Origin of the sequence: Plastoroseomonas arctica (genome assembly GCF_018128965.1) — a bacterium.
GTDB classification, from domain to species: domain Bacteria; phylum Pseudomonadota; class Alphaproteobacteria; order Acetobacterales; family Acetobacteraceae; genus Plastoroseomonas; species Plastoroseomonas arctica.
This window is the reverse complement of sequence record NZ_JAAEDH010000008.1, coordinates 126,515-148,550: the sequence shown is the minus strand read 5'-3', so window position 1 is coordinate 148,550 and position 22,036 is coordinate 126,515. Positions and strand designations below refer to the sequence as shown.

Sequence of the window (22,036 nt, the reverse complement as noted above, 5' to 3'; positions counted from 1 at the left end):
CGGGTCATCGCGCGTGCGTCGCGCCGCCGTTCCGCGCCGCACCAAGGACCACGCCGCATGAGCGAACCCGCCCCTCGCACCTTGTTCGAAAAGATCTGGGACAGCCATCGCGTGCTGGACCGCGAGGATGGCCAGACGCTGCTCTACGTTGACCGGCACCTGGTCCATGACGGCTCCGCGCCCGCCTTCGAATTGCTCCGCCAGCGCGGCATCGCGCCGCGTGCGCCCGACCGCATCTTCGCCACCCCGGACCACTACGTGCCGACCGACACGCGCGACCGCGCCGCCATCACCGATGACCGCCATCGCGGCATGGTCGATGCGCTGGAGGCGAACACCGCTGCGGCCGGCATCCGCATGTTCGGCCTGAGGGACGCGAACCAGGGCATCGTGCACGTGGTGGGCCCGGAGACGGGGCTGAGCCAGCCGGGCATGCTGATCGTGTGCGGCGACAGCCACACCTCGACGCATGGCGCGATGGGCGCGCTCGCCTTCGGGATCGGGTCGACCGAGGTCGCGCATGTGCTGGGGAGTCAGACGCTGTGGCAGCGGCGGCCGAAGACGCTGCGCATCAAGGTGGATGGCACGCTCGGCCTGGGTGTCACGGCGAAGGACGTGATCCTCGCCATCATCGCGCAGATCGGCGCGGCGGGGGCCACGGGGCATGTCATTGAATATGCCGGCAGCGCCATTCGCGGCCTGTCGATGGAGGGCCGGCTGACCCTGTGCAACATGTCGATCGAGGCCGGTGGCCGCGCCGGCATGGTGGCCCCCGACGAGACGACCTACGCCTATCTCGCGGGCCGTCCCTACGCTCCCTCAGGGCATGATTGGGACCGCGAGCTGGCGCGGTGGCAGCGCCTGCCGTCGGACCCCGGCGCGGTGTTCGACCGCGAGGTGAGCGTGGATGGCGACGCCATCGCGCCGATGGTGACCTGGGGCAACAGCCCCGAGGACGCGCTGCCGATCACCGCGCACCTGCCCGACCCCGCGGCGGAGCCCGATTCCGAGCGCCGCGCGGCGATGGAGGATGCCTTCGCCTATATGGGTCTCACGCCCGGTGCGGCGCTTGAGAGCGTGACGGTGGATCGCGTCTTCATCGGGTCCTGCACCAATGGCCGCATCGAGGATCTGCGCGCCGCCGCCGAGGTCGCGCGCGGCCGGCGTGTGGCCGAGGGCGTGGTGGCCTGGGTGGTGCCGGGCTCCGCGCCGGTGCGTAAGCAGGCGATCGAGGAGGGGCTGGACCGCATCTTCGTCGAGGCCGGCTTCGCCTGGCGCGAGGCCGGCTGCTCGATGTGCCTGGGCACGAATGGCGAGATCGCCGCACCGGGCGAGCGTGTGGCCTCCACGTCGAACCGGAATTTCCGTGGCCGGCAGGGGCCGGGCGCGCGGACGCATCTGATGAGTCCCGCGATGGCGGCGGCGGCGGCGGTGACGGGTCACCTCGCCGATGTGCGCGCCCTGATGGCGGAGGGCTGAGCGATGGAGCCGTTCATTCGCTTGCGTTCCGGCGCAGTGCCCTTCGCGCGGGCCAATATCGACACCGACCAGATCATTCCCGCGCGCTTCCTGTCGCGGCCGCGCGCCGTCGATCATGGGCAGTTCCTGTTCCATGATCTGCGCCAGGCGCCCGATGGCGAGCAGCGGCCGGACTTCCCGCTCAACCGCCTGCATTGGCGCGATGCGCGGATCGCCCTGGGCGGGCGGAACTTCGCGTGCGGCTCCTCGCGCGAGAGTGCGGTGTGGGCCTTGTTCGACCATGGCATCCGCGCGGTGATCGCGCCGTCCTACGGCGACATCTTCGCCAATAACTGCGTGAAGAATGGTGTGCTCGCGGTTGTGCTGCCGCGCGAGGCGGTGGAAGCGCTGATGGCGGAGGCGGAGGCGTCTCCGGGTTCGGAGATTGAGATCGACCTGCCGGAGCAGACGGTGACGTCCGCAGCCGGCACCTGGTCCTTCGATATCGACCCCTATGCAAAGAAAAGCCTGCTGGAGGGCCTCGACGAACTCGCCTTTACCCTGACCCACGAGTCCGACATCGCCGCTTTCGAACACCGCATGGGTCGCGACAACCGATAAGAACCGGGGAACACCGTTCCATGCAACGCCGCGCCCTGCTCGCCTCCCCCTTCCTCGCCGCGCCGCTGCTGGCGCGGCGCGCCGACGCGCAATCCGACTGGCCGAACCGCTCCATCCGATGGGTCGTTGCCTTCGCGGCGGGCGGTGCCGCCGACACCGCCGCGCGCTCCATCGCGCCGGCGGTGGCCGAGGAGCTGGGCCAGTCCGTGATCATCGAGAACCGCACCGGCGGGAACGCGGTGATCGCGGCGAACGCCACGCTGGGCGCGCCGGCGGATGGCTACACCTTCCTTGTCGATGCCGCGAACCAGCTGACCAACCCGGTGCTTATGCGCGACCTGGCCTTCGACTACCGCACGGCCTTCGTGCCGATCAGCCAGTTCTGTTCCTTCCCGCAGGTCATCGCGGTGAAGCAGGATTTTCCGGCGCGCACGCTCGCCGAGTTCATCGCGCTGGCGAAGGCCCGGCCGGCGACGATCAGTGTGGGGACGCCACCTGCGGCCGGGATGGGGCACCTTGCCTTGGCGGCGTTCGAGAATGCGGCGGGAATCCGGCTGGTGCATGCGCCGTATCGCGGGGGTGCAGACGCGGCGCGGGACATCCTGGCCGGAAGCATCGATGCGGTGCTGATCACCTCCTCCTCGGTGCGGGCGCCGATCCAGACGGGCCGTGCGCGCGCCCTGGCGGTGACCAGCCTCGAGCGGATTGCCACCATGCCGGATGTGCCCACCGTCGCGGAACAGGGGTTTCCCGGCTACGACATGAACGACTGGAACGGGCTGTTCGCTTCGGCTGGGGTGCCTCGGGCGATCATCATGCGCATGGCGACGGCGGTGGCGAATGCGACGCGCGCGGCCTCCGTACGGGCGCGGATGGATCCGGCGGGCGCGATCATGGTGGGCAACACGCCCGAAGAATTCGCAGCCTGGCTGGATGGGCAGCGGCGGGTCGCTGCGGATGTGATCCGGTCTTCGGGGATCACGCTCGGCTGACGGTCAGGCGCCGGGCAGGGGTGACCTAGTGCCCGACCTGGTCCTTGAGCGCACCGCTCGTCTCGCCATCGGGCTTCTTGGCGCCGTCCGGCTTTTTCCCCGCGCGCTCGGCGTGGGTTTCCACCTCGTCCGCCTGCTTCCCGTTCGCGTCGGTGCTGCGCGTGTCGATGTCGCCCTTGCGGGAACTGCCGGGGTTCGAGGGCTTGGTCGTCATGGCGGATTCCTTCGGGTTGGCTGGATGGCAAACCCCGCCGGACGGGCCCGGTTGCCGCACGCGGCCTCCCTCACGCCTCCGCGGCGCGCATCACCCTGGGCCCGAGCAGCGCCGCCGCGCCAGTCGTCACCGCGATGGCCAGCCCGTGCCAGGCGAGCACCATCGCGGCCGCGTCCAGGTGGTGGGTCAGGGTCAGCCCGATATTGGTGATGCTCGCCGCCGCCAGCCCGCCGAGGGCGGCGACCGGACCGGGGCGGATCAGCACCGCATGGCGGCCGAGCCAGGCCATGGCGAGCGACAGCGGCAGTCCGAAGCCCAGGATGAAGGCGAGGCAGGGGAAGCTGGTGGTCAGGTGCAGCCCCTCCGGCCCCAGGCGCGCGAAATCCTGCAGGCAGCCCCAGCCGAGATTGGCGAGCCACAACGCGAAGGCCGGCAGCGGCAGCAGCGCCCAGCGGGGATCACGGTCGGGGAAGGAGAGCTGGAAAGCGGCGAGTGCTGCGAGTACGCCGGTAAGGCCGGCCGCAGCCATCTGCCGCAGGTCAAGCCCGGCGTCGATGCGCGCCTGCAGGTCGTGGCGCAACCCGACCAGCGCGACGGCGCCCGCGACCACGATGACAGCGATGCCCAGCCAGCGCAGCGTGAGCGCGGTGGGGCTCGGCAGACGGCGCACCGGCGCGAGGCCGTGCGACATGCGGGAGATGAGGTCCTCGGTGAGCATCAGGGCGCGCCCAGCCTTTTGCGCAGCGTATGCAGGGCGCGGTGCGTCGCGACCTTCAGCGCGCCGACGCTGAGGCCGGACCGGGCGCTGGCCTCGGCCAGCGACAGTTCCTCGATCTTGGCGAGCTGGAGCGCCTTGGCCTGGGATGGCGGCAGGTCGCGCAGGGCGGCACGCAGCTCGGCGCGTTCAAGCCCGCGTTCGGCCGGGGGCAGCGATGGGTCGATGATCGGGCCGGCATGATCGAGCTCGATCTCGCGCCCGGTGCGTCGGCCGCGCGCGCGGCCACGGTCCAGCGCGCGGCGCTCGGCGATGGCGGAAATCCAGGGCGTGAAGGGGCGCGCGGGGTCGTAGGTGGCGCGCACGCGGTGCAGGGTCAGCAGGGCGTCCTGCACGGCGTCCTCGGTCTCGGTGGCATCGCGCAGCCGGGCGCGGCAGATGCTGCGCAGCAGCGGCAGGCATTCGCGCAGCAGCCGGTCATAGGCGCGCGCATCGCCCATCTGCGCCGCGGCCATCAGGGCCGACCAGCGCATGTCGCGGTCGCTGCGAGACTCCACGGCCTCCGCCGTCATGGCCCATCCCGAAAACAGCTGCAGCCTGAATGCCGACATCGTGTTCTACCCTGCCTGGACGGGATGCGCGAGCGGGGTTCGGCGAAGGTCGAGGATGCGTGCGAACAGCGCCAGGATGGCGGCCCCGGCGACGATGAGCACGGGGTCTAGCCAGGGCGCCTGCCGGGGAAAGCGCTCGAGCAGGGCGGAGACGGCCTGAGCGAGGAACAGCCCGAGGCAGAACACGGTGAGGCTGCTGCGGCCGATGGCGGCGAGCGCGCGGCCGGCGGCATTCTCCATCCAGCCCGCGCTGCGCGGCAGCAGCGTGGCGCAGAGATAGGCGAGCGCGAGCGCGTGCAGCAGCCGGCCCGGCGCGAGGATCTCCTTGCCCTGGACATCGAAGCCCGGGATGGCGGGGCCGGTGAGGATCTCCTCGTCGACGATGCGGGCGTAGAAGCCCACCAGGACGATGAGCGCTGCGAGGGCCAGGTAGATCGCGCGATGCGGCAGTGCGCGCCCTGTCAGCAGGCTGCGGCGGCCGCACCACGCCCCGAGAAAGAAGATGAGCTGCCAGGCGAGCGGGTCGAAGGCAATCCCGCTGTGGATGCCCGGCGTCGCGATCCAGCCGAGATTGGTCGCGGCATAGAGCGCGAGCGGCACCAGCAGCGCCCAGGCGCCTATTCGCGCGGCGAGCCAGAGGAAGGGCGCCAGACCCGCCATGCAGGCCACGAAGATCGGCAGGATGCCCATCTTCTCGGGCTGGTAGAGCATAGCGGCGGCGGCGGGCAGGGCGAAATGCGGCGTCTCGAACAGCCAGCCCCAGCCCTGGCGGAGCGCCAGGCCGGGCAGGCCGAGGGCGCGTTCGAGCAGCAGCAGGAAGCCGGCCATCAGCAGGAAGACGATGAGGTGCGTTCGCCACAGCCGCAGGGTGCGGGCGAGAATGTCGCGCCGCGCCGCGCCCCCATCGCCACGCGCCTGCTTGAGCGTGAAGACCGAGCCGAGCAGCATGCCGGAGAGCAGGACGAACTGCTCCGAGCTGTCGGAAATGCCCCAGGCGGCATGGATTCCCCAGGCCATCACCGAGCCCACGCAATGGGCGACAAAGATGGAGATCTGCATCCAGCCGCGCAGGATATCGAGGCGCAGGTCGCGCGGCGGGCGCGCGGGCAGGCGCGGCTCGACGACCGGCGATGTCACGGTGTCACGGCGCGGCGCGGGCCGGCGTGGCGCGCGAGCGTGTGGGCGATTTGGTCATCGCGGAACAGTGCGCCGCCATCGCCATAGGGGTCGACGCAGAGCGGGCTGGCCCGATGGAAGACGACCACGCCGCCCATGATCCCTTCCGCCATCAAGCCGGCAAACCCCCGGCTGCGCGAGATGAGCACGAAGATGGCGGTGGTCATCGCCGCCACGGCGACGCCGAGCTGTATCGCCCTCTCATAGCCCGGAAATCCCAGCCCGTCGGTCAACACGGTGAACAGATACACCGACCCTTCATTGCCCGTCAGCTTGGACTGCGCGTCGTGCAGCAGCTCCCACGCGATCCAGGCGGTGGCCAGCCAGGCGAGCCAGGTCAGCGTTCGCGGCGCGGTGTCGCGGTCAGTCACAGCAGCCGGTCTCCAGCGGGTTTGATGATGCTTCGCCGGCGAGGGGCTGCCGGTTACGCGCCGGTTACGCAGGATCGCGCCCGGGGTTGGCGGCGGCTCGACGCTTGCTAGGCTCGTGGAGTGATTCATTCCCGGAGATTGGCGCGATGACGGATGCGGAGATGGAGGCGCTGGCCAAGGCGCGCGGACTGGGGGTCGCCTGGCGCGACCACAAGGCCGACGTGGTCGAAGCGATCGACAGTGCGGCGCGCTTGGCCCGTGGCTTCACCCGCGTCGCCGCTACGGCGGCCGAGCCGATCCCGCCTTATGCGGTGGCCAGGCGATGAGCGCGCCGCTGGGTCTTGCCGAGGCGGCGCGCGCGATCGCCGCGAAGCAGCTCTCGCCGGTGGAGTTGCTGGCAGATTGCAAGGCGCGCTGCGACGCGCTGCAGCCGACCATCAACGCCATCCTGCTGCCGCTGTGGGACAAGGCCGCCGTGGCTGCGAAGGCCGCGGAGGCGGAGATCGCCGCGAGCGGGCCGCGCAGCCCGCTGCACGGGGTGCCGGTGGGGCTGAAGGACATCATCGACCTCGCAGGGGAGGTGACGACGTGCCATTCGAAGATCCTGCTGGAGAATCGCAGGGCGGAAGATGCGGCGGCGGTGGCGAAGCTGCGGGCGGCGGGGGCGATTTTCCCGGCGAAGCTCGCGACGCATGAGTTCGCCATCGGCGGGCCGGCCTTCGACCTGCCGTTTCCGCCGGCGCGGAACCCCTGGAACACGGCGCATCATCCAGGCGGGTCGTCATCCGGTTCGGGGGCGGCGGTGGCGTCGGGGATGCTGCCGGTCGCTTTGGGCACGGATACTGGCGGGTCTGTGCGGCATCCGGCCAGCCATTGCGGGATCGTGGGGTTGAAGCCGACCTATGGGCTTGTGTCGCGGCGGGGAGTGTTTCCGCTGGCCTTCACGCTCGACCATGTCGGCCCGATGACGCGGAGCGTGGAGGATTGCGCGCTGCTGCTGAGCGCGATCGCGGGCCACGATGCGGGCGACCCGGGCAGCGCCGATCATCCGGCGGAGGATTTTTCGCGGCTGCTCGGGGCGGGCCTGAGGGGCCTGCGCGTGGGGTTCGTGCGACACTTCTTCGAGGAGGATCAGCCCGCCGAGGCGGAGATGGGGGCGGCAATCCATGCGGCGGCGCGGGTGTTCGCGTCGGAGGGCGCAGTGGTGCGCGACGTGGTGTTGCCGAGCCTTGGGGAGTTCGCGGGGGTCAACCGCACCATCCTGTTGAGCGAGGCGGGCGCGATCCATGAGCCGTGGCTGCGGGAGCGGCCGGGAGATTATGCGCGGATCACGCGGCGGCGCTTGTTGCCGAGCGCCTTCGTGAGCGGGCCTGACTATGTGCAGGCGCAGCGGCGCCGTCGGGAGCTGATTGCGGCGGTGGAGTCGGCGTTCGCCGAGGTTGATGTGTTGTTGACCGCGAGCTCCATGGAGACGGCGTGCCGGATCGACGATCCGGAGGCGGTGGAGCGGACATATCCGCGGCAGGCGCGCACGCCGTTCAACGTGACGGGTCATCCGGCGGTGAGTTTGCCGGCGGGGTTGTCCTCGGCAGGTCTGCCGATGGCGATCCAGCTGGTGGGCCGCTATTTCGGTGATGCCGCGCTGCTGGGCGCCGCGGCCGGCTGGGAGCGTGCAGTTCCCTGGCAGAAGGTGGCGTCGTAAGGAGGCCCGTTCTTTCGCCGGGTCCCAAGTGGCAAAAATAAAAGAAGAGGGTCCGGGAGAATTCCTTCTCCCGGCCTTGCTCCCTGTTTCCGACGCGCTGCCCGCGCTGCTGGAGGCTCTGGCCGCAGGCTCGAATGCGGTGCTGATCGCCCCCCCTGGCGCAGGCAAGACCACGCTCGTCCCTCTGGTCCTGCGCGACGCGCCTTGGATGACGGGTGGCAAGCTTTTGCTGCTGGAGCCGCGTCGCGTCGCCGCGCGGGCCGCGGCGCGGCGCATGGCCGACACGCTGGGCGAGGCGGTGGGTGGGGTCGTGGGGCTGTCGACGCGGCTGGATCGGTCGGTGTCGGCCGCCACGCGGATCGAGGTGTTGACCGAGGGCCTGCTGGTGCGGCGCATGCAATCCGACCCTGGACTGGAGGGCGTGGCGTGCGTGATCTTCGACGAGGCGCATGAGCGGAACCTGGATACGGATTTGGCGCTGGCGCTGTGCCTCGACATCCAGCGCGGGTTGCGGCCGGAGCTGCGGCTGCTGGTGATGTCGGCGACGATCGATGGTGCCGCGTTTGCGGGGTTGCTGGGCGGAGCGCCGGTCATCGAGAGCCTGGGGCGGGCGCATCCTGTGCGGGTGGTGCATCGCGCGCGGGAACTGGCCGAGGCGCGCGATCTGCCCGAGGCGATGTCCGGGACCATCCGCGAGGCCATGCGGGACAATCCGGGGGACGTGCTGGCTTTCCTGCCGGGGTGGGGGGAGATCCGGCGCACGGCGGAGAAGCTCGCGGGGCTGGATGCGGATGTGTTGCCCTTGCACGGGGAGTTACCTGTCGCGGAGCAGGATCGGGCGCTGACGCAGGGGGCTCGGCGGCGGGTGGTGCTGGCGACCTCGATCGCGGAGACCTCGCTGACGGTGCCTGGAGTGCGGATCGTGGTGGATGGCGGGTTCCGGCGGGCGCCTCGGCTGGATCCGGCGACGGGTTTGTCGCGCCTGGCGACGCTGCGGATTTCGCGCGCGGCGGCGGAACAGCGGGCGGGTCGGGCCGGGCGGGAGGCGCCGGGCGTGGCGTATCGGCTGTGGACGGAGGCGCTGCATCGCGGCCTGCCGGCGGCGGATCGGCCGGAGATTCTGGAGGAGGAGCTGTCGGGCCTCGCCCTGGATTGCGCGGCCTGGGGCGCTTTGCCGGCGATGCTGTCCTGGCTTGACGCGCCGCCGGCGGGCGCGCTCGCGGCGGCGCGGGCCTTGTTGCGGGACCTCGATGCGCTGGATGCGGAGGACCGGATCACCGAGACCGGGAAGCGCATGGCGCGGCTGGGGACGCATCCGCGCCTGGCTCGGCTGATGCTGGAGGCGCGGGACCAGGGCGAGGCGGCGCTGGCCGCCGACCTCGCCGCGCTGCTGGAGGAGCGGGACCCGATCCGCGGGCGGGAGGCGCCGGCGGATATCGGGCTGCGGCTAGCCTTGATGCAGGGGGGCGATGATCCGGCGGTGGACCGGGCGACCCTGGCGCGCATCCGGCGAGCGAGCGGGCTGCATCGGCGGCGGCTGGGGGTCTCGGCCGGCACGCGGGCGGAGGGTGACCCGGCGGCACTGCTGGCCGCGGGGTTTCCCGACCGGATCGCTGCCAGGCGCGGGACCATGGAGGGGGCGTTCCGTCTGGCCTCGGGCCAGGGGGCGCGGCTTGCGGGGACGGACCCGCTGCGCAAGGCGCCGCTGCTGGCAGTCGCCGACCTGGAACTGCAAGGGACGGAGGCGCGGATCCGCATGGCCGCACCGTTGGACCGCGCCTTGCTGGAAGCGCGGTTTCCGGGGCGGTTGAGGCGCGAGGAGGGGGCAGCCTTCGATGCCCGGGCCGGCGCGGTGCTGGCACGGCGGCGGCTGATGTTCGGGCCGCTGGTGCTGGAGGAGACGCCGCTCGATCGGGTTGATCCCTCGGTGATTGCTGAGGCGCTGGCGGTGGCTGCGGCCGAGCGGGGCTTGCGCGACCTGCGCTGGAGCGATGCGGCGCGGCAGCTGCAGGCGCGGATCGGCTGGATGCGGCGCGTGGCCGGCGAGGCGTGGCCTGATGTGTCGGACGCCACGCTCGCGGCGACGGCGGCGGCATGGCTCGCGCCGTACTGCGCCGGGCGAACGAAGCTGACGGAGCTTGCGGGCATCGACCTGCACGCGGTGCTGGGCGCGCGGCTTGAGCATGGCCAGAGGCGCGCGCTGGATGCGGCGTTGCCGGTGCGCGTCGAATTGCCTGGCGGGCGCAGCGCCGCGATCGATTATGCGCGCGAAACGCCGACGCTGGAGGCGCGCGCCCAGCACCTGTTTGGCCTGGCCAGGCTTCCGAGGCTGGCCGAGGGGCAGGTCGGGCTGCAGGTGTCGTTGCTGTCGCCGGCCGGGCGGCCGATCGCGGTCACCGGCGACCTGGCCGCCTTCTGGAAGGCTGGTTGGGCGGAGGTGCGCAAGGAGATGCGCGGCCGCTACCCGCGCCACCCCTGGCCGGAAGACCCGGGCGCACCCGGTTGAAGGCTGGCCCGCGCGGACGCACATACCGCCTGGATTTCACCACCAAGGCTTCATCATGACCGATCTGCCGTTGCGCCGCGGCCTGCTCGCGGGGATTGCCGCCGTGGCCGCCTCGCCTGCCCTGCCCGCCTTCGCCCAGCGTGGCGCCGCGCTGCCCGATTTCGCCGATCTTGCCGAGCGCGTGCTGCCGGCAGTGGTGAACATCAACGTCAGCGGCAGCAATGTCGGCAGCGCCGGGCGCCGCGCCCCACAGGACCGGCCGCGCGGGCCGGGGGCGGCGCCACAGATCCGCGGCGCGGGGTCGGGCTTCATCATCGAGGCCAGCGGCTTCGTCGTGACCAACAGCCACGTCGTCGGCACCGCGAGCCGCGTTGTGGTGGGCCTGCAGGACGGGACGGAGCTGGTCGCGCGGCTGGTCGCGATGGATGAGCTGAGCGACCTCGCGCTGCTCAAGGTCGACAGCCGGCGGCCGCTTCCGGTGGTGCCTTGGGGGGTGTCGTCGTCCATGCGGGTCGGCAATTGGGTGGTCGCGGCCGGGAACCCCTTCGCGCTCGGCGGGTCGATCACGGTGGGCATCATCTCGGCCCGCGGCCGCGACATCGGCGCCGGGCCCTTCGATGACTTCCTGCAGACCGATGCGCCGATCAACCCGGGCAATTCGGGCGGCCCGCTGTTTAACACGGCCGGCGAGGTGATCGGGATCAACACGGCGATCTATTCGCCCTCGGGCGCCTCGGCGGGGATCGGCTTCGCGGTGCCCTCGGACCTTGCGCGCCCCGTGGTGGAGCAGCTCATCCGCGGCGGGCGGGTGGAGCGCGGCTGGCTGGGCGTGGCCGTGCAGGATGCCTCGGAGGCGGGGCGCGGCACGCGCGGGGCCATCGTCATGGGCGTCGAGCGCAACAGCCCCGCCGCGCGCGCCGGGCTGCGGCAGGGCGATGTCGTGACGCTGCTGAACGGGGAGCCGCTGGAGACCTCGCGCGCGCTGGTTCGCGGCGTAGCGCTGCTTCCGCCGGGGCAGACGGTGCGCCTGACGCTGACCCGCGACGGGCGGCCGCAGGAGGTCGCGGTGCAGATCGGGCGTCGGCCGGCGAATAACGGGTAGGGGCGCTACTTCGGTGGCCGGTCTAGCGCGGCGCGGCATGGCGGCGCTAAGACTGGCGAGGTTTGTTTAGGAACCAGAACTTTGCGCATCCTCCTCGTCGAAGACGACGCCGAAGTCGCCCGTTTCGTCCGCAAGGGCCTCCAGGAGGCCGGGCACAATGTGGAGCACGCGCCGAATGGCCGCGACGGGCTGTTCCTCGCCGCCTCGGAGCAGTTCGACATCCTCGTGCTGGACCGCATGCTGCCCGGCGGCGTCGATGGGGTGCGGCTGGTCGAGACGCTGCGCGCGCAATCGAACAAGACGCCGGTGCTGTTCCTCTCCGCACTCTCGGCCGTGGATGAGCGGGTGAAGGGGCTGAAGGCGGGCGGCGACGACTATCTCGTCAAACCCTTCGCCTTTGCCGAGCTGCTCGCGCGCGTCGAGGCGCTGGGCCGCCGCCCGGCCTCGGACACGCCGGCGACGCGGCTGAAGGTCGCCGACCTGGAGCTGGACCTGCTGTCGCGAACGGTCACGCGGGCGGGCAAGCGCATCGACGTGCAGCCGCGCGAGTTCCGCCTGCTGGAGCACCTGATGCGCCATGCCGGCCAGGTGGTGACGCGCACCATGCTGCTGGAGAAGGTGTGGGATTATCACTTCGACCCGCAGACCAACGTGATCGACGTGCATGTCAGCCGGCTGCGGCAAAAGCTCGACAAGGGGTTCGACCGTCCGCTGATCCATACGGTGCGCAACGCCGGCTACCTCATTCGCGCCGAGCCGTGACCGGCCCCGCGTGATGGCCCGGATCAAGCCCATCGCGCCGCCCGAGAGCACGCCCGCGGCAGGACATTCGCTGCCGCCGATGCTGCCCGTCGGCCCGCCGGGGCTTATGCGCAGCGCAGGCACGCGCATCGCGCTGATCTTCGCCATCACCTTCATCGCCGCCGCTGTCGCCTTTACCGCTGTGCTGTGGTGGGGCACCGCCGGCGCGCTCGACCGGCAGACGGATGCGACGGTGCGGGCCGATGGGCTGGCCCTGTCCGAACGCGGGCGCGAGGGCGGGATCAGCGCCGTGGTGGACGCGATCAGCGACCGCCTGGCCGTCGATGTCGAGAACCACGCAATCTACATGTTGCGCGCTCCGGATGGCCGGGTGCTGGCCGGCAACCTCGAGGCCTGGCCGAGCGTGGTCGATGCCCCCGGCGCCTGGAGCACGGCGACGGTGATGCGCGAGGGCGCATCGGCCGAGGCCCGGCTGCATGACATCGACCTGCCCGGCGGCCATCGCCTGCTGGTCGGGCGCGATATCGACGAGAAGCTGCGCCTGCGGCAATTGCTGAGCGAGGGGCTGGTCTGGTCGCTCGGCGCCGCGGTCGCCTTCGGTGTCCTGGGAGCCTCCGCGATGCGCGGGTTGATCGCGCGGCGGCTGCGACCGACCTTCGCGACCGCCATGGCGATTGCGGGCGGCGACCTGTCGCACCGGGTGCCGATCTCGCGCCATGGCGACGAGTTCGACCGCCTGGCGCGGACGATGAACACCATGCTGGAGCGGATCGACCGGCTGATGACCGGCGTGCGCGGGGTATCGGACGCCATCGCGCACGACCTGCGCACGCCGATCGCGCGCGCCCGCGCGCAGCTCGAGGATGCGCTGGCGACGGCTCCGGACGAGGCAGCGCTGCGCCAGGGCGTGGAGCAGGGGATCGCGGACCTGGATGCGATCAGCCGGGTGTTCCAGGCCCTGCTGCGGATTGCCGAGGCGGAGGCGGGTGCGCGGCGGCGGGCCTTCGCGCCGCTCGACCTGGCGCCGCTGCTGGCGGATGCGGCCGATATCTATGGCGCCACGGCTGAGGCGGACGGCCAGGTGCTGGAGACGCGCATTCCGGCCCGGATCGACATCGTGGGTGACCGCGACCTACTGTTCCAGGCGGTGGCCAACCTGCTCGACAACGCGGTGAAATTCGCGCCCGAGGATGGCCATGTGCTGCTGAGCGCGCGGGCACTGTCGGATGGTGGCGCCGAGATCACGGTGACCGATGATGGCCCGGGCATCGACCTTGCGGACCGTGTTCGCGCCGGCGAGCGCTTCTTCCGCGCCGACGCCGCGCGCAGCAGCCCCGGTTCGGGCCTCGGCCTGTCGCTGGTGCAAGCCGTCGCGCACCTGCATGGCGGCCGACTGACACTGACCGATGCGCTGGTGGTGCCTGGCCGACGCGGCCTGCGCGCGGTCCTGAGCATCGCCCCGGCGTGAAATTGTTCCGGTGGGGTCCGGGGTATGCCTCCATACCCGGGCGGGGGTCCGGGGGCAGCGCCCCCGCCTTTTTCGCAACCGCCCTCGCCGGCGCCGCCGCCACCTGCTCCGGCATCGGCTTGGGCCGCTTCGCCTACGTCCCCCTGTTTCCCGCGATGGTCGCCGCCGGCTGGGTAGACGGCGCCGGCGCCGGCCTGATCGGTGCCGTGAACCTCGCCGGGTACCTGGCCGGCACTTTGTCGGGGCGTGGTTTCGCCCGGCGCTACGGCGTGCCGCGCACCTTGAGTGTCGGCCTGGCGTTCGTGGCGCTCGCCTTCGCCACCTGCGCCTGGAATGGCGGCCTCGTCTGGCTCGCCCTGTGGCGCGGCGTGGCGGGCTTTGCCGGGGGCGTGCTGATGGCCAACGCCGGGCCTGCGGTGCAGGCGGTGGTGGCACCGGAGCGCCGCGGTGCGGCCTCCGGCGTGGTGATCGGCGGGGTTGGTGCGGGGGTCTCGCTGTCGGCGCTGGTGGTGCCGGCGGCGCTGCCGCTGGGATTGTCGGCGACGTGGCTCGCCTTGTCGGCGCTGGTCTTCGCGCTGCTCGCCTTCGCGCATCGGCGCTGGCCTGACCCGCCGGCGGCGGCGAGTGCCATCCCCTTGCGCGGCGAGGTACCGGCGGCGCGCGCGCTGGTGGTGTCCTACGCGCTGTCCGGGGCGGGGCTGGTGCCGGTGATGGTCTACCTGGCGGATCTCGCGGTGCGGGGGCGGGGCTTCGATCTCACGGCAGGGTCGCTGATCTGGCTGCTGTTCGGGCTGGGCGGCATGACGGGCACGCTCATCGGCGGGCGCGTGGCGGGCGCCATCGGCGGGCGGCGCGCCAATGCGCTTTGGCTGGGGTTCCAGGTGGCGGCGCTGGGGCTGACGTTGATCCCCGGACAGTCGGCGATCATCGCGGCGGCGCTGTTCTCGGGGTTCGCTGCGATGGGGATCACGGCGGTCGCGCTGACCTCGGCGCGGGAGCGGGCAGGCATGCTGGCCGGGGTGCTGTTCGTGCGGGTGACGATCGGCTTCGCGGTGACCCAGAGCGTCAGCGGCTTCGCGATGGCGGCGCTGTTCGCGGCAACCGGGGAAAGCCACCTGGCTATCTTCGCGGCGGGGTTTGCGCTGTCGGTGGCGGGGCTGGTGGTGGCGCTGCTCGATCGTGGGCCGCGGTGATGAAGGATGACGGCTGGGTCATTCTTCGGCCCGCACTCGGCGGGGATCACGCCTGGCGGCCTGCCTCACGGGAGTGATCCCTGCGCCGGGCACGCGGAGGCGCGTGGCGGACAGGTCGGGTGGGACATGATGCGGCGCGATGACGGCGGCGCGGCGCGGCAACAACACGAAGATGAGCGCGGTATCGCGCTGGCGGCCGGCGGCCTCGGCGGCACCCTCCTCCCAACCATGGAAGAGGTCGGCGCGGGCGGGGCCGCGGATGGCGCCACCGATATCCTGCGCGACGGTGAGGCGGCGCTGCGCACCATCGCGCGTGGCGATGTAGACCGGGGCGCCGAGAGGGATGAAATCCGGGTCCACCGCGACGGAGCGGCGCGGCGTCAGCGGCACCCCCTGTGCGCCGAGCGGACCCTGGCTGGGCCGCAGGCCCTCGACCACGCGGAAGAACACGTAGCTCGGATTGGCGCGCATCAGGGCGCTGGCCGCCTCCGGGCCTTCCTGGCGCATCCAACCGAGGATCGCCTGCATCGACATCGCCTCACGCGCAATGGCGCCGGAGGCAATCAGCAGGCGGCCCACAGCGACGTAGGGGTGGCCGTTCTGGCTGGCATAGCCGAGGCGGAGCACGCCGCCATCGTCGAGCAGGATGCGGCCGGAGCCTTGGATCTGCAGGAAAAACGCCTCCCACGGTTCGGCGAGCCAGGCGAGTTCGAGGTTGCGCCCGAACAGGGCGCCGGCCTCGATGGCGGCGCGGGTTGGGGCGCCGGCGGCAGGGAGGTCAGGCGGCGCGGCGTGCAGTGGCGTGCGGAACCGCTCGTCGGGCGCGCGGCGACCGTGTAGCACTGGTTCGAAATAGCCGGTCAGGAGCCCCTCGCCCATCGCGTGCGCGGTGAACTGCGCCTCGATCGTGGAGCGGACCGCGTTGTTGCGCTGACGCGGCGGCAGGCGGCGCAGCCGGGCGCTGAGATCGACGAGTTCGGCACAGGCGGCTGCCCAGGTCTCGGCAGGCAGAGCGGCGAGACCACGCTGCGGCGCACCGGCCCGAGCGTTGGCCTCGCAACTCGCGATCAGCGGTGGCAAGGCCTCGACGAGCGCATCGGCACGCCAGTTCGGCAAGGTGGCGTAGGGAATTTCCGGTGGGAAGGCTGGGCCCGGCGGATCGGCCGCGAAAGCAGACAGCGGTAGCAGCAGCAACGCGATGGCGAGCCGCCGCATGGCTTTGGGTCAGGCGGCGCCGGTCGCCACTAGCTTCCAGGTCGGGTCGGTGGAGCCGATTTCGCGCTGGAACGTCCAGACGTCGTTGAGTTCGACCACGGCCTCGGCGCCGCTGGCGATGGAGCCGTCCTTCGCCGTGGTCAGGTTCACCTGGTCCGAGATGAAGCGGACGGTGACGGAGGCGATGTTGCCACGCAGCTCGGCATTGTCGATCGCGAGTTCGTGCAGGCCGCGGATTTCGGTGCGCTGGGTTTCGCCGGCGGCCTCGCGCGCGGTGATGGCGGATTCGAAACCGGCATAGGTATCCGTCGAGAGCAGGTTGCGCAGCGTCTCGCGGTCACCAGCGGCGAAGGCGGTCACGATCATGCGGAAGGCGCCCTCGGCCCCGGAGAGGAAGCCTTGCGGATCAAAGCTGGGGTCGGCAGAGCGGATGCGCGACAGCGCCTGGCCGGCGGCAGAGGTCGCGTCGGGCAGACCGCGGCGCGTGTCCGAAGGCGGCGGCGGCAGGTTCGGGTCGAGCTCGGCGGGTCGCGCACCGCGCGGATCATAGGCCGGTGTGCCGGGCTCCGCCTGCGGCGGGCGCTCGAAGCCCTGACGGCGGCCGAGTACGCTGCGCAGGCGCAGCACGAGGAAGGCCGCCACCATCGCGAAGAGGATCAGGTCGATCGGGAACCCGCCTTGCATAATATGCTCCTTGCAGCGCCGTCACATAAGCACGCGCGGCCGCCGCTGCAACAGGGTGAGGCGGCTGGGGCGCGTGGGCGCCGCGGTACATGCGCATTGCCTGGACGGCGCGGCGCGGCTACGCCATCGGCCGGACCCCTGCCGGAACCCTCGCCCATGATCCTGCTCCGCCACGGCCAGAGCGAATTCAACCTGCACTTTACCGCGACCCGGAAGGATCCCGGCATCGTGGACCCGAAGCTCACCCCGCTCGGCCATGAACAGGCGGAGGCGGCGGCGGAGGCGCTGGCGGGCGAAGACATCCGGCGCATCATCGCGAGCCCCTATACGCGTGCGCTCCAGACGGCCGCGCCGGTCGCGCGGAAGCTCGGGCTGCCGGTGACGATCACGCCGGTGGTTCGTGAACGCTATGCCTTCAGCTGCGACATCGGCACGCCGATCAGCCAGCTCGCCGGGGCGTGGCCGGATCTCACGCTCGATCACGTCGAGGAGATCTGGTGGCCGCAGGCCGAGGAAGGGGCGGAGGGCGTCATCGCGCGCGCCGCCGAGTTCCGGGGATCCATGGCGGTGCATCCGGATTGGCCGCACACGCTGGTGGTCTCGCATTGGGGCTTCATTCTCGCGCTGACCGGGACAAGTGCGCAAAACGGCACCTGGCTGCGGTATGACCCGACGCAGCCGGCGCCGGAAAAGATAATCTGGAAGCCCTGATCAGGCTGTCCCGTGGCGGCAACTGGCCCGGCCTGGCGCAACGCGCTAGATGGCGCGAGCGGCGGCTGCGATCGCTTGTTCGGGGCAATGTCGCCAAGAGCCGGATCCGCCTTCGCTATTCACGGAGCATGTCCATGGGCCTCAATCGCCGCATCCTGCTGACCGGGCTTCTCGCGAGCCTTCCCGCTGCCGCGCAGGATCTCCGCCAGGGAGACCTTGTCATCGGACATCCCTGGACGCGCGCGGCCGGGGCGAATGGCACGGGAGCAGGCTATCTCAGCATCCGCAATGGCGGAGCGGCGGCCGACCGGCTGCTCGGCGCCAGCACGCCGGCGGCGCGCACGGTCGAGCTGCACACCATGTCGCGGGAGGGCGAGGTGATGCGGATGCGGCCGGTGACCGATATCGCGCTGCCGTCCGGGCAGACGGTGACGCTGGCGCCCGGCGGGCTGCACATCATGCTGATCGGATTGACCGCGCCGCTCGCGGTGGGCGGCGAGGTCCCGCTGACGCTGCGCTTTGAACGCGCGGGTGAGGTGACGGTGCGCCTTGCCGTGCAGGCTGCCGGGGCGCGCCAGCCCGCCCATTGATCAGTCGTCGCGTTCGAGGCGCTCGATATCGGCGTCCGACAGGCCGAAATGATGGCCGATTTCATGGATGAGCACGTTGCGGACGAGGGCGAAGAGGTCCTCACCGGTCTCGATCCACTCAAGCAGGATGGGTTCGCGGTAGAGCAGGATGGTGTCCGGCTCCATTGCCGTGTCGGCGCTGGATTTCTGGGTGAGCGGCACGCCGCGGTACAGACCGGTCAGATCCCAGACATTTTCGAGGCCGAGTTCGGCCAGGGTCTCGTCGTCGGGCACCTCCTCGACGAGGATGGCGGTGCCGCGCACCTTTTCGCGCAGGCTGACGGGGATTGCATCGAGCGCGGTCTCCGCCATGTCGAGGATGTCTTCGGTGGTGGGCGGGGTGCCATGGCGCATGGGGTGCAGATGGCGACGCTGCCGCGCCGGGGTCAAGGGAGAGACCCATGTCTGTCGAACCGCTTGACGACGGCGCGCGTGCCGGGCTGGCGACGGCGCTGCCGCGCTGGGACCTGACCCCGGCGCGGGATGCGCTGACCCGTGCTTTTCAGTTTGGTGATTTTTCCGAAGCCTGGGGATTCATGAGCCGGGTGGCCCTGCTCGCCCAGGCGCAGGACCATCATCCTGAATGGTCGAATGTCTACAACAAGGTAACCATCACGCTGACCACCCATGACGCGGGTGGGCTGTCTTCGAGGGACATCCGCCTCGCGCAGGCGATCGACGCCCTGGGCTGACGCTCAGGGGATGAGGACGGTGCTGCCGGTTGTCTGCCGCGCTTCGAGGGCGCGGTGCGCCTCCGCGGCGTCCTTCAACGCAAAGTGCTGGTTGATGCTGAGCTTGACGGCACCCGAGACCACCGCCTCGAACAGGTCCTTTGCCGAGGCCACCAGGTCTTCGCGCTTCGCGGTGTAGGTGTTGAGAGAGGGACGCGTGAGATAGAGCGAGCCCTTGGCAGCGAGGACACCGACATCGAAAGGCGGCACGGGGCCCGACGCATTGCCGTAGCTGACCATGGTTCCGAGCGGGGCGAGGCTGTCGAGCGAAGCCGTGAAGGTGTCCTTGCCGACGCTGTCGTAGGAAACCGGGACCATGGCCCCAGCGGTGATCGCCTTCACCCGGGCAGGAATATCCTCGCTGGAGAGGATGGTGTGGGCGGCGCCATTGGCCGTGGCAAGCTCCGCCTTGGCGGAGTTGCCGACGACGCCGATGACCGTCACGCCCAGCGATTTCGCCCATTGGCAGAGGATGAGGCCGACCCCGCCGGCTGCGGCGTGGACGAGGATGGTGTCGCCCCGTTTCACCGGGTAGGTGCGCTTGAGCAGGTATTGCGCGGTCATGCCCTGGAGCATCATCGCCGCACCCTGCTCGAAGCTGAGCGCGTCAGGCAGCTTCACCAGGCGGTCCGCCTTGAGCGTACGCGCTTCGGCGTAAGCGCCGATGGGACCGGTCGCGTAGGCAACGCGGTCGCCGACGGCCACCTCGGTGACCCCATCGCCGATCGCCTCGACGACGCCGGCGGCTTCCATGCCGATCGTGGCGGGCATGGAGGGTGACTTGTACAGGCCTGTGCGGAAGTAGACGTCGATGTAGTTCAGGCCCACGGCCTTGTGGCGGATCAGTGCCTCCCCGGCCTTGGGGGCTGGCATCGGCACCTCTTCCCAAAGCATCTTTTCGGGGCCGCCATTCTCATGGACGCGGATGGCATGGTTCATCGCGAGGCAACCCCTTTGCTGACGGCCGCTGCTTCCAGCGCCAGAAGTATACGCTTCGTAGCCGGGCCTTCGCCGCCCGAATAGCCACCGATCCCGCCCTGTTCACCCACGATCCGGTGGCAGGGAATGAGGATGGGTATGGGGTTCGCGCCACAGGCGCCGCCGACCGCGCGTGCCGCCGAACCAAGCTTGCGGGCGACGGCGCCGTAGCTGCGCGTCTCGCCCGCGGGGATGGTGCACATCGTGGCCCAGACGCGCTTTCGGAACGCCGTGCCTTCTGGTGCCAGCGGCAGGTCGAAGACCATGCGACTGCCGTCAAAGTAATCCTGCAGTTGGGAGCGCGCGACGCTGAGCAGCGGTGTCTCATCCTGGTCGCGACCACGGCCCCAATCGAGCGCGATGATCGCGCCGGCTTCCTCGGAAACGGTGATATCGCCCAGTGGCGTAAGGAAGGAGAGTTGCGGCATGGCGGGATGGGAACGCCCTCGCGCGGCATGCGTCAAGCCATGCCCCTGGTGGCCCGGCGGAAGCGTTGCCACATGCGATCCGAACCCATGTCCGAGGCCTCAACGTGACCCGTTCCGCTGATCCGGCGCCTTATTTCCGTGCGCATCTTTTTGTCTGCTGCAACCGCCGGCCGGACGGCCACAAGCGCGGCAGCTGTGCGGCGTCCGGGAGCGAGACGCTGCGCGACTACATGAAGGTTCGTGTCAAGGAGCTCGGCCTGAGAGACATTCGGGTGAACATGGCTGGGTGCCTGGATCGCTGTGAGTACGGCCCGACGATGGTCATTTATCCCGACGGCGTTTGGTACACGATCAGAACCACCGCGGATGTCGATGCGGTGCTGGAAGCGCACCTCGTGCGTGGAGAGCGTGTGCGGCATTTGATGCTACCCGAAACCTAATGTGTTTCACGTGAAGCAAAGCTGTGGACTGTGACGACATCGACAATCTTCGCGCTTGCCTCCGGCGCAGGCAGGGCGGCATTGGCCGTTTTGAGGATCTCGGGTGTGGACTCCGCGCGCATCCTTCATAGCCTGGCGGGCAAGTTGCCGCCTCCGCGAAGGGCGAGCCTGCGCTACCTTCGCGACGCCACCGGCGAGGTTCTGGATCAAGCCATCATCGTCTGGTTTCCGGCTCCCGGATCCTACACCGGAGAGGATGCGGCCGAACTGCATCTCCACGGCGGCCCTGCTGTCCTCTCCGGTGTGGCCGACGCGCTAACGGCCCTCGGGGCGCGCCCGGCCGAGCCGGGCGAGTTCACGCGCCGCGCCTTTCTGCATGGCCGCCTCGACCTCACCGAGGCGGAAGGCATTGCTGATCTCATCGCAGCGGAAACCTCGCAACAGCGACGGCAGGCCTTGGCCCAGGCTGGTGGCGCGCTGGCGCGGCGTTCGGCCGACTGGACTGCCCAATGCGCGCGGCTCCTGGCACACCAGGAAGCCGCAATTGAGTTCGCCGATGATGACCTGCCCAATGATCTTGGCGACCGCGCCAGGACCGGATCGAAGGCGCTTGGCGCCGAGATCCGCGCCGATCTTGCCGAGGCGCCCCGCGGCGAACGCCTTCGGGACGGTCTGGTCATCGCCATTCTCGGAGCGCCAAACGCCGGCAAGTCGTCGCTGCTGAACGTTCTCGCAGAGAGGGAAGCCGCAATCGTCTCTCCGATCGCTGGCACCACGCGAGATATCGTCGAGATCCGCCTGGATCTCGGTGGGGTGCCCGTGACGCTGTGCGACACGGCTGGGCTTCGCGAAACCGCCGAAGCTATCGAAGGCGAGGGCGTCCGTCGCGCTTTGGCACGCGCTGAGCGGGCCGATCTTTGCCTGGCGCTCTTTGCCGCCGATGTGGAGCCTGACCCGTGGACCCTTGCTCTGCTTGGGCCTGACACGGTCACAATCGCGACCAAAAGCGATCTTGGGCCGCCCACGATCTCAGGGGCGCTTGCGATCTCGACACGCACCGGCGCCGGCATTGCGGCCCTACGCGATACCCTGACACGCGCGGCCGCAACACGAGCAGGCGGCGAGGGCTTGTTAACGCGCCCTCGCCACCGCGCCGCACTCAACGAGGCCGCCGAGTGGCTCGACCAGGCCGCTGGTGCGCGTCATCCGGAACTGGTCGCCGAGGCATTGCGCGCCACCCTGAGGTCGCTGGGGCGGCTATCGGGGCGCGTCGACGTGGAATCGATCCTCGACATCGTTTTCAAAGATTTTTGTATCGGCAAGTGAGGC

At 70.6% G+C, this 22,036-nt stretch carries 25 protein-coding genes; 15 read left to right on the top strand and 10 right to left on the bottom strand.

The genetic code is table 11. The features are described 5' to 3' along the window. Window positions 1-57 precede the first annotated feature (57 nt). Genes leuC through GXW79_RS09255 form a run of 3 tightly spaced genes read left to right on the top strand, consistent with a single transcriptional unit; the run spans window position 58 to window position 3,071 of the window. Window positions 58-1,479: a 3-isopropylmalate dehydratase large subunit gene (leuC, locus tag GXW79_RS09265; RefSeq protein ID WP_211874091.1), complete on the top strand. Its 1,422-nt coding sequence runs from the start codon at window positions 58-60 to the stop codon at window positions 1,477-1,479. Window positions 1,480-1,482: 3 nt separating this feature from the next. Next, on the top strand, window positions 1,483-2,079 hold the full coding sequence (gene leuD / locus GXW79_RS09260; protein ID WP_211874090.1) for a 3-isopropylmalate dehydratase small subunit: 597 nt from the start codon (window positions 1,483-1,485) through the stop codon (window positions 2,077-2,079). A 20-nt stretch (window positions 2,080-2,099) separates the two neighbouring features. Beyond that, on the top strand, window positions 2,100-3,071 hold the full coding sequence (locus tag GXW79_RS09255) for a Bug family tripartite tricarboxylate transporter substrate binding protein (RefSeq protein ID WP_211874089.1): 972 nt from the start codon (window positions 2,100-2,102) through the stop codon (window positions 3,069-3,071). A gap of 25 nt (window positions 3,072-3,096) precedes the next feature. On the opposite strand, the gene GXW79_RS09250 is transcribed toward GXW79_RS09255, so the two are convergent. The 5 genes from GXW79_RS09250 to GXW79_RS09230 all read right to left on the bottom strand — a co-directional run bounded on the left by GXW79_RS09250 (window position 3,097) and on the right by GXW79_RS09230 (window position 6,158). After that, window positions 3,097-3,285 (bottom strand): hypothetical protein, encoded by a 189-nt coding sequence (locus GXW79_RS09250; protein WP_211874088.1) that lies wholly within the window; start codon window positions 3,283-3,285, stop codon window positions 3,097-3,099. Between the two features lie 70 nt (window positions 3,286-3,355). Continuing rightward, window positions 3,356-4,003: an NrsF family protein gene (locus GXW79_RS09245; RefSeq protein ID WP_211874087.1), complete on the bottom strand. Its 648-nt coding sequence runs from the start codon at window positions 4,001-4,003 to the stop codon at window positions 3,356-3,358. Continuing rightward, window positions 4,003-4,572, bottom strand: a complete 570-nt coding sequence (locus tag GXW79_RS09240; protein ID WP_246503845.1) for an RNA polymerase sigma factor — start codon at window positions 4,570-4,572, stop codon at window positions 4,003-4,005. Before GXW79_RS09240 ends, GXW79_RS09245 begins: the two co-directional genes overlap by 1 nt. A gap of 45 nt (window positions 4,573-4,617) precedes the next feature. Next, on the bottom strand, window positions 4,618-5,748 hold the full coding sequence (gene opgC, locus GXW79_RS09235) for an OpgC domain-containing protein (RefSeq protein ID WP_211874085.1): 1,131 nt from the start codon (window positions 5,746-5,748) through the stop codon (window positions 4,618-4,620). Continuing rightward, the gene (locus GXW79_RS09230; RefSeq protein ID WP_211874084.1) at window positions 5,745-6,158 is read right to left on the bottom strand and encodes a hypothetical protein; all 414 of its coding nucleotides are present in this window, start codon (window positions 6,156-6,158) and stop codon (window positions 5,745-5,747) included. Before GXW79_RS09230 ends, opgC begins: the two co-directional genes overlap by 4 nt. Window positions 6,159-6,304: 146 nt before the next feature. Here GXW79_RS09230 and GXW79_RS09225 point away from each other — a divergent pair, with 146 nt between their 5' ends. The 7 genes from GXW79_RS09225 to GXW79_RS09195 all read left to right on the top strand — a co-directional run bounded on the left by GXW79_RS09225 (window position 6,305) and on the right by GXW79_RS09195 (window position 14,891). After that, window positions 6,305-6,484, top strand: coding sequence for a hypothetical protein (locus GXW79_RS09225; RefSeq protein ID WP_211874083.1), 180 nt, complete (start codon window positions 6,305-6,307; stop codon window positions 6,482-6,484). Next, window positions 6,481-7,860 carry an amidase gene (locus GXW79_RS09220; protein WP_211874082.1) on the top strand — a complete coding sequence of 460 codons (1,380 nt, stop codon included), beginning with the start codon at window positions 6,481-6,483 and terminating at the stop codon, window positions 7,858-7,860. The genes GXW79_RS09225 and GXW79_RS09220 overlap by 4 nt, the downstream gene beginning before the upstream one ends. A 76-nt stretch (window positions 7,861-7,936) precedes the next feature. Further along, the gene (gene hrpB, locus GXW79_RS09215) at window positions 7,937-10,366 is read left to right on the top strand and encodes an ATP-dependent helicase HrpB (protein WP_246503844.1); all 2,430 of its coding nucleotides are present in this window, start codon (window positions 7,937-7,939) and stop codon (window positions 10,364-10,366) included. Between the two features lie 55 nt (window positions 10,367-10,421). Next, window positions 10,422-11,468: a S1C family serine protease gene (locus tag GXW79_RS09210; RefSeq protein WP_211874080.1), complete on the top strand. Its 1,047-nt coding sequence runs from the start codon at window positions 10,422-10,424 to the stop codon at window positions 11,466-11,468. An 81-nt stretch (window positions 11,469-11,549) separates the two neighbouring features. Continuing rightward, complete coding sequence (locus GXW79_RS09205; protein WP_211874079.1) at window positions 11,550-12,230, top strand: winged helix-turn-helix domain-containing protein; 681 nt, start codon at window positions 11,550-11,552, stop codon at window positions 12,228-12,230. A gap of 13 nt (window positions 12,231-12,243) precedes the next feature. Beyond that, window positions 12,244-13,698 (top strand): sensor histidine kinase, encoded by a 1,455-nt coding sequence (locus tag GXW79_RS09200; RefSeq protein WP_246503843.1) that lies wholly within the window; start codon window positions 12,244-12,246, stop codon window positions 13,696-13,698. After that, complete coding sequence (locus tag GXW79_RS09195) at window positions 13,695-14,891, top strand: YbfB/YjiJ family MFS transporter (RefSeq protein ID WP_211874078.1); 1,197 nt, start codon at window positions 13,695-13,697, stop codon at window positions 14,889-14,891. Before GXW79_RS09200 ends, GXW79_RS09195 begins: the two co-directional genes overlap by 4 nt. An 18-nt stretch (window positions 14,892-14,909) precedes the next feature. Here the strand turns inward: GXW79_RS09195 and mltA are convergent, their stop codons facing one another. Together mltA and GXW79_RS09185 are read right to left on the bottom strand one after the other, a co-directional pair. Then, window positions 14,910-16,106, bottom strand: coding sequence for a murein transglycosylase A (gene mltA / locus GXW79_RS09190; RefSeq protein WP_211874077.1), 1,197 nt, complete (start codon window positions 16,104-16,106; stop codon window positions 14,910-14,912). 9 nt (window positions 16,107-16,115) lie between these two features. Then, window positions 16,116-16,790: a Tim44/TimA family putative adaptor protein gene (locus GXW79_RS09185; protein ID WP_211874076.1), complete on the bottom strand. Its 675-nt coding sequence runs from the start codon at window positions 16,788-16,790 to the stop codon at window positions 16,116-16,118. Between the two features lie 156 nt (window positions 16,791-16,946). Between GXW79_RS09185 and GXW79_RS09180 the strand changes: the two genes are divergently transcribed. Both GXW79_RS09180 and GXW79_RS09175 read left to right on the top strand, forming a co-directional pair. Then, entirely contained in the window at window positions 16,947-17,501 is a 555-nt protein-coding gene (locus GXW79_RS09180; RefSeq protein WP_211874075.1) for a histidine phosphatase family protein, read from the top strand. Between the two features lie 134 nt (window positions 17,502-17,635). Next, on the top strand, window positions 17,636-18,091 hold the full coding sequence (locus GXW79_RS09175) for a copper chaperone PCu(A)C (protein WP_246503842.1): 456 nt from the start codon (window positions 17,636-17,638) through the stop codon (window positions 18,089-18,091). On the opposite strand, the gene GXW79_RS09170 is transcribed toward GXW79_RS09175, so the two are convergent. Further along, window positions 18,092-18,484, bottom strand: a complete 393-nt coding sequence (locus GXW79_RS09170; protein ID WP_211874073.1) for a metallopeptidase family protein — start codon at window positions 18,482-18,484, stop codon at window positions 18,092-18,094. A gap of 47 nt (window positions 18,485-18,531) precedes the next feature. Between GXW79_RS09170 and GXW79_RS09165 the strand changes: the two genes are divergently transcribed. Next, window positions 18,532-18,822 (top strand): 4a-hydroxytetrahydrobiopterin dehydratase, encoded by a 291-nt coding sequence (locus GXW79_RS09165; protein ID WP_211874072.1) that lies wholly within the window; start codon window positions 18,532-18,534, stop codon window positions 18,820-18,822. 3 nt (window positions 18,823-18,825) lie between these two features. Here GXW79_RS09165 and GXW79_RS09160 read toward each other — a convergent pair whose 3' ends face one another. Together GXW79_RS09160 and GXW79_RS09155 are read right to left on the bottom strand one after the other, a co-directional pair. Further along, window positions 18,826-19,800: a quinone oxidoreductase family protein gene (locus GXW79_RS09160; protein ID WP_211874071.1), complete on the bottom strand. Its 975-nt coding sequence runs from the start codon at window positions 19,798-19,800 to the stop codon at window positions 18,826-18,828. Next, window positions 19,797-20,267, bottom strand: coding sequence for a methylated-DNA--[protein]-cysteine S-methyltransferase (locus GXW79_RS09155; protein WP_211874070.1), 471 nt, complete (start codon window positions 20,265-20,267; stop codon window positions 19,797-19,799). The genes GXW79_RS09160 and GXW79_RS09155 overlap by 4 nt, the downstream gene beginning before the upstream one ends. Before the next feature lie 104 nt (window positions 20,268-20,371). Between GXW79_RS09155 and GXW79_RS09150 the strand changes: the two genes are divergently transcribed. Both GXW79_RS09150 and mnmE read left to right on the top strand, forming a co-directional pair. Continuing rightward, window positions 20,372-20,707 (top strand): (2Fe-2S) ferredoxin domain-containing protein, encoded by a 336-nt coding sequence (locus GXW79_RS09150; RefSeq protein WP_211874069.1) that lies wholly within the window; start codon window positions 20,372-20,374, stop codon window positions 20,705-20,707. Between the two features lie 30 nt (window positions 20,708-20,737). Next, the gene (gene mnmE, locus GXW79_RS09145) at window positions 20,738-22,033 is read left to right on the top strand and encodes a tRNA uridine-5-carboxymethylaminomethyl(34) synthesis GTPase MnmE (protein ID WP_211874068.1); all 1,296 of its coding nucleotides are present in this window, start codon (window positions 20,738-20,740) and stop codon (window positions 22,031-22,033) included. Window positions 22,034-22,036: the final 3 nt, after the last annotated feature.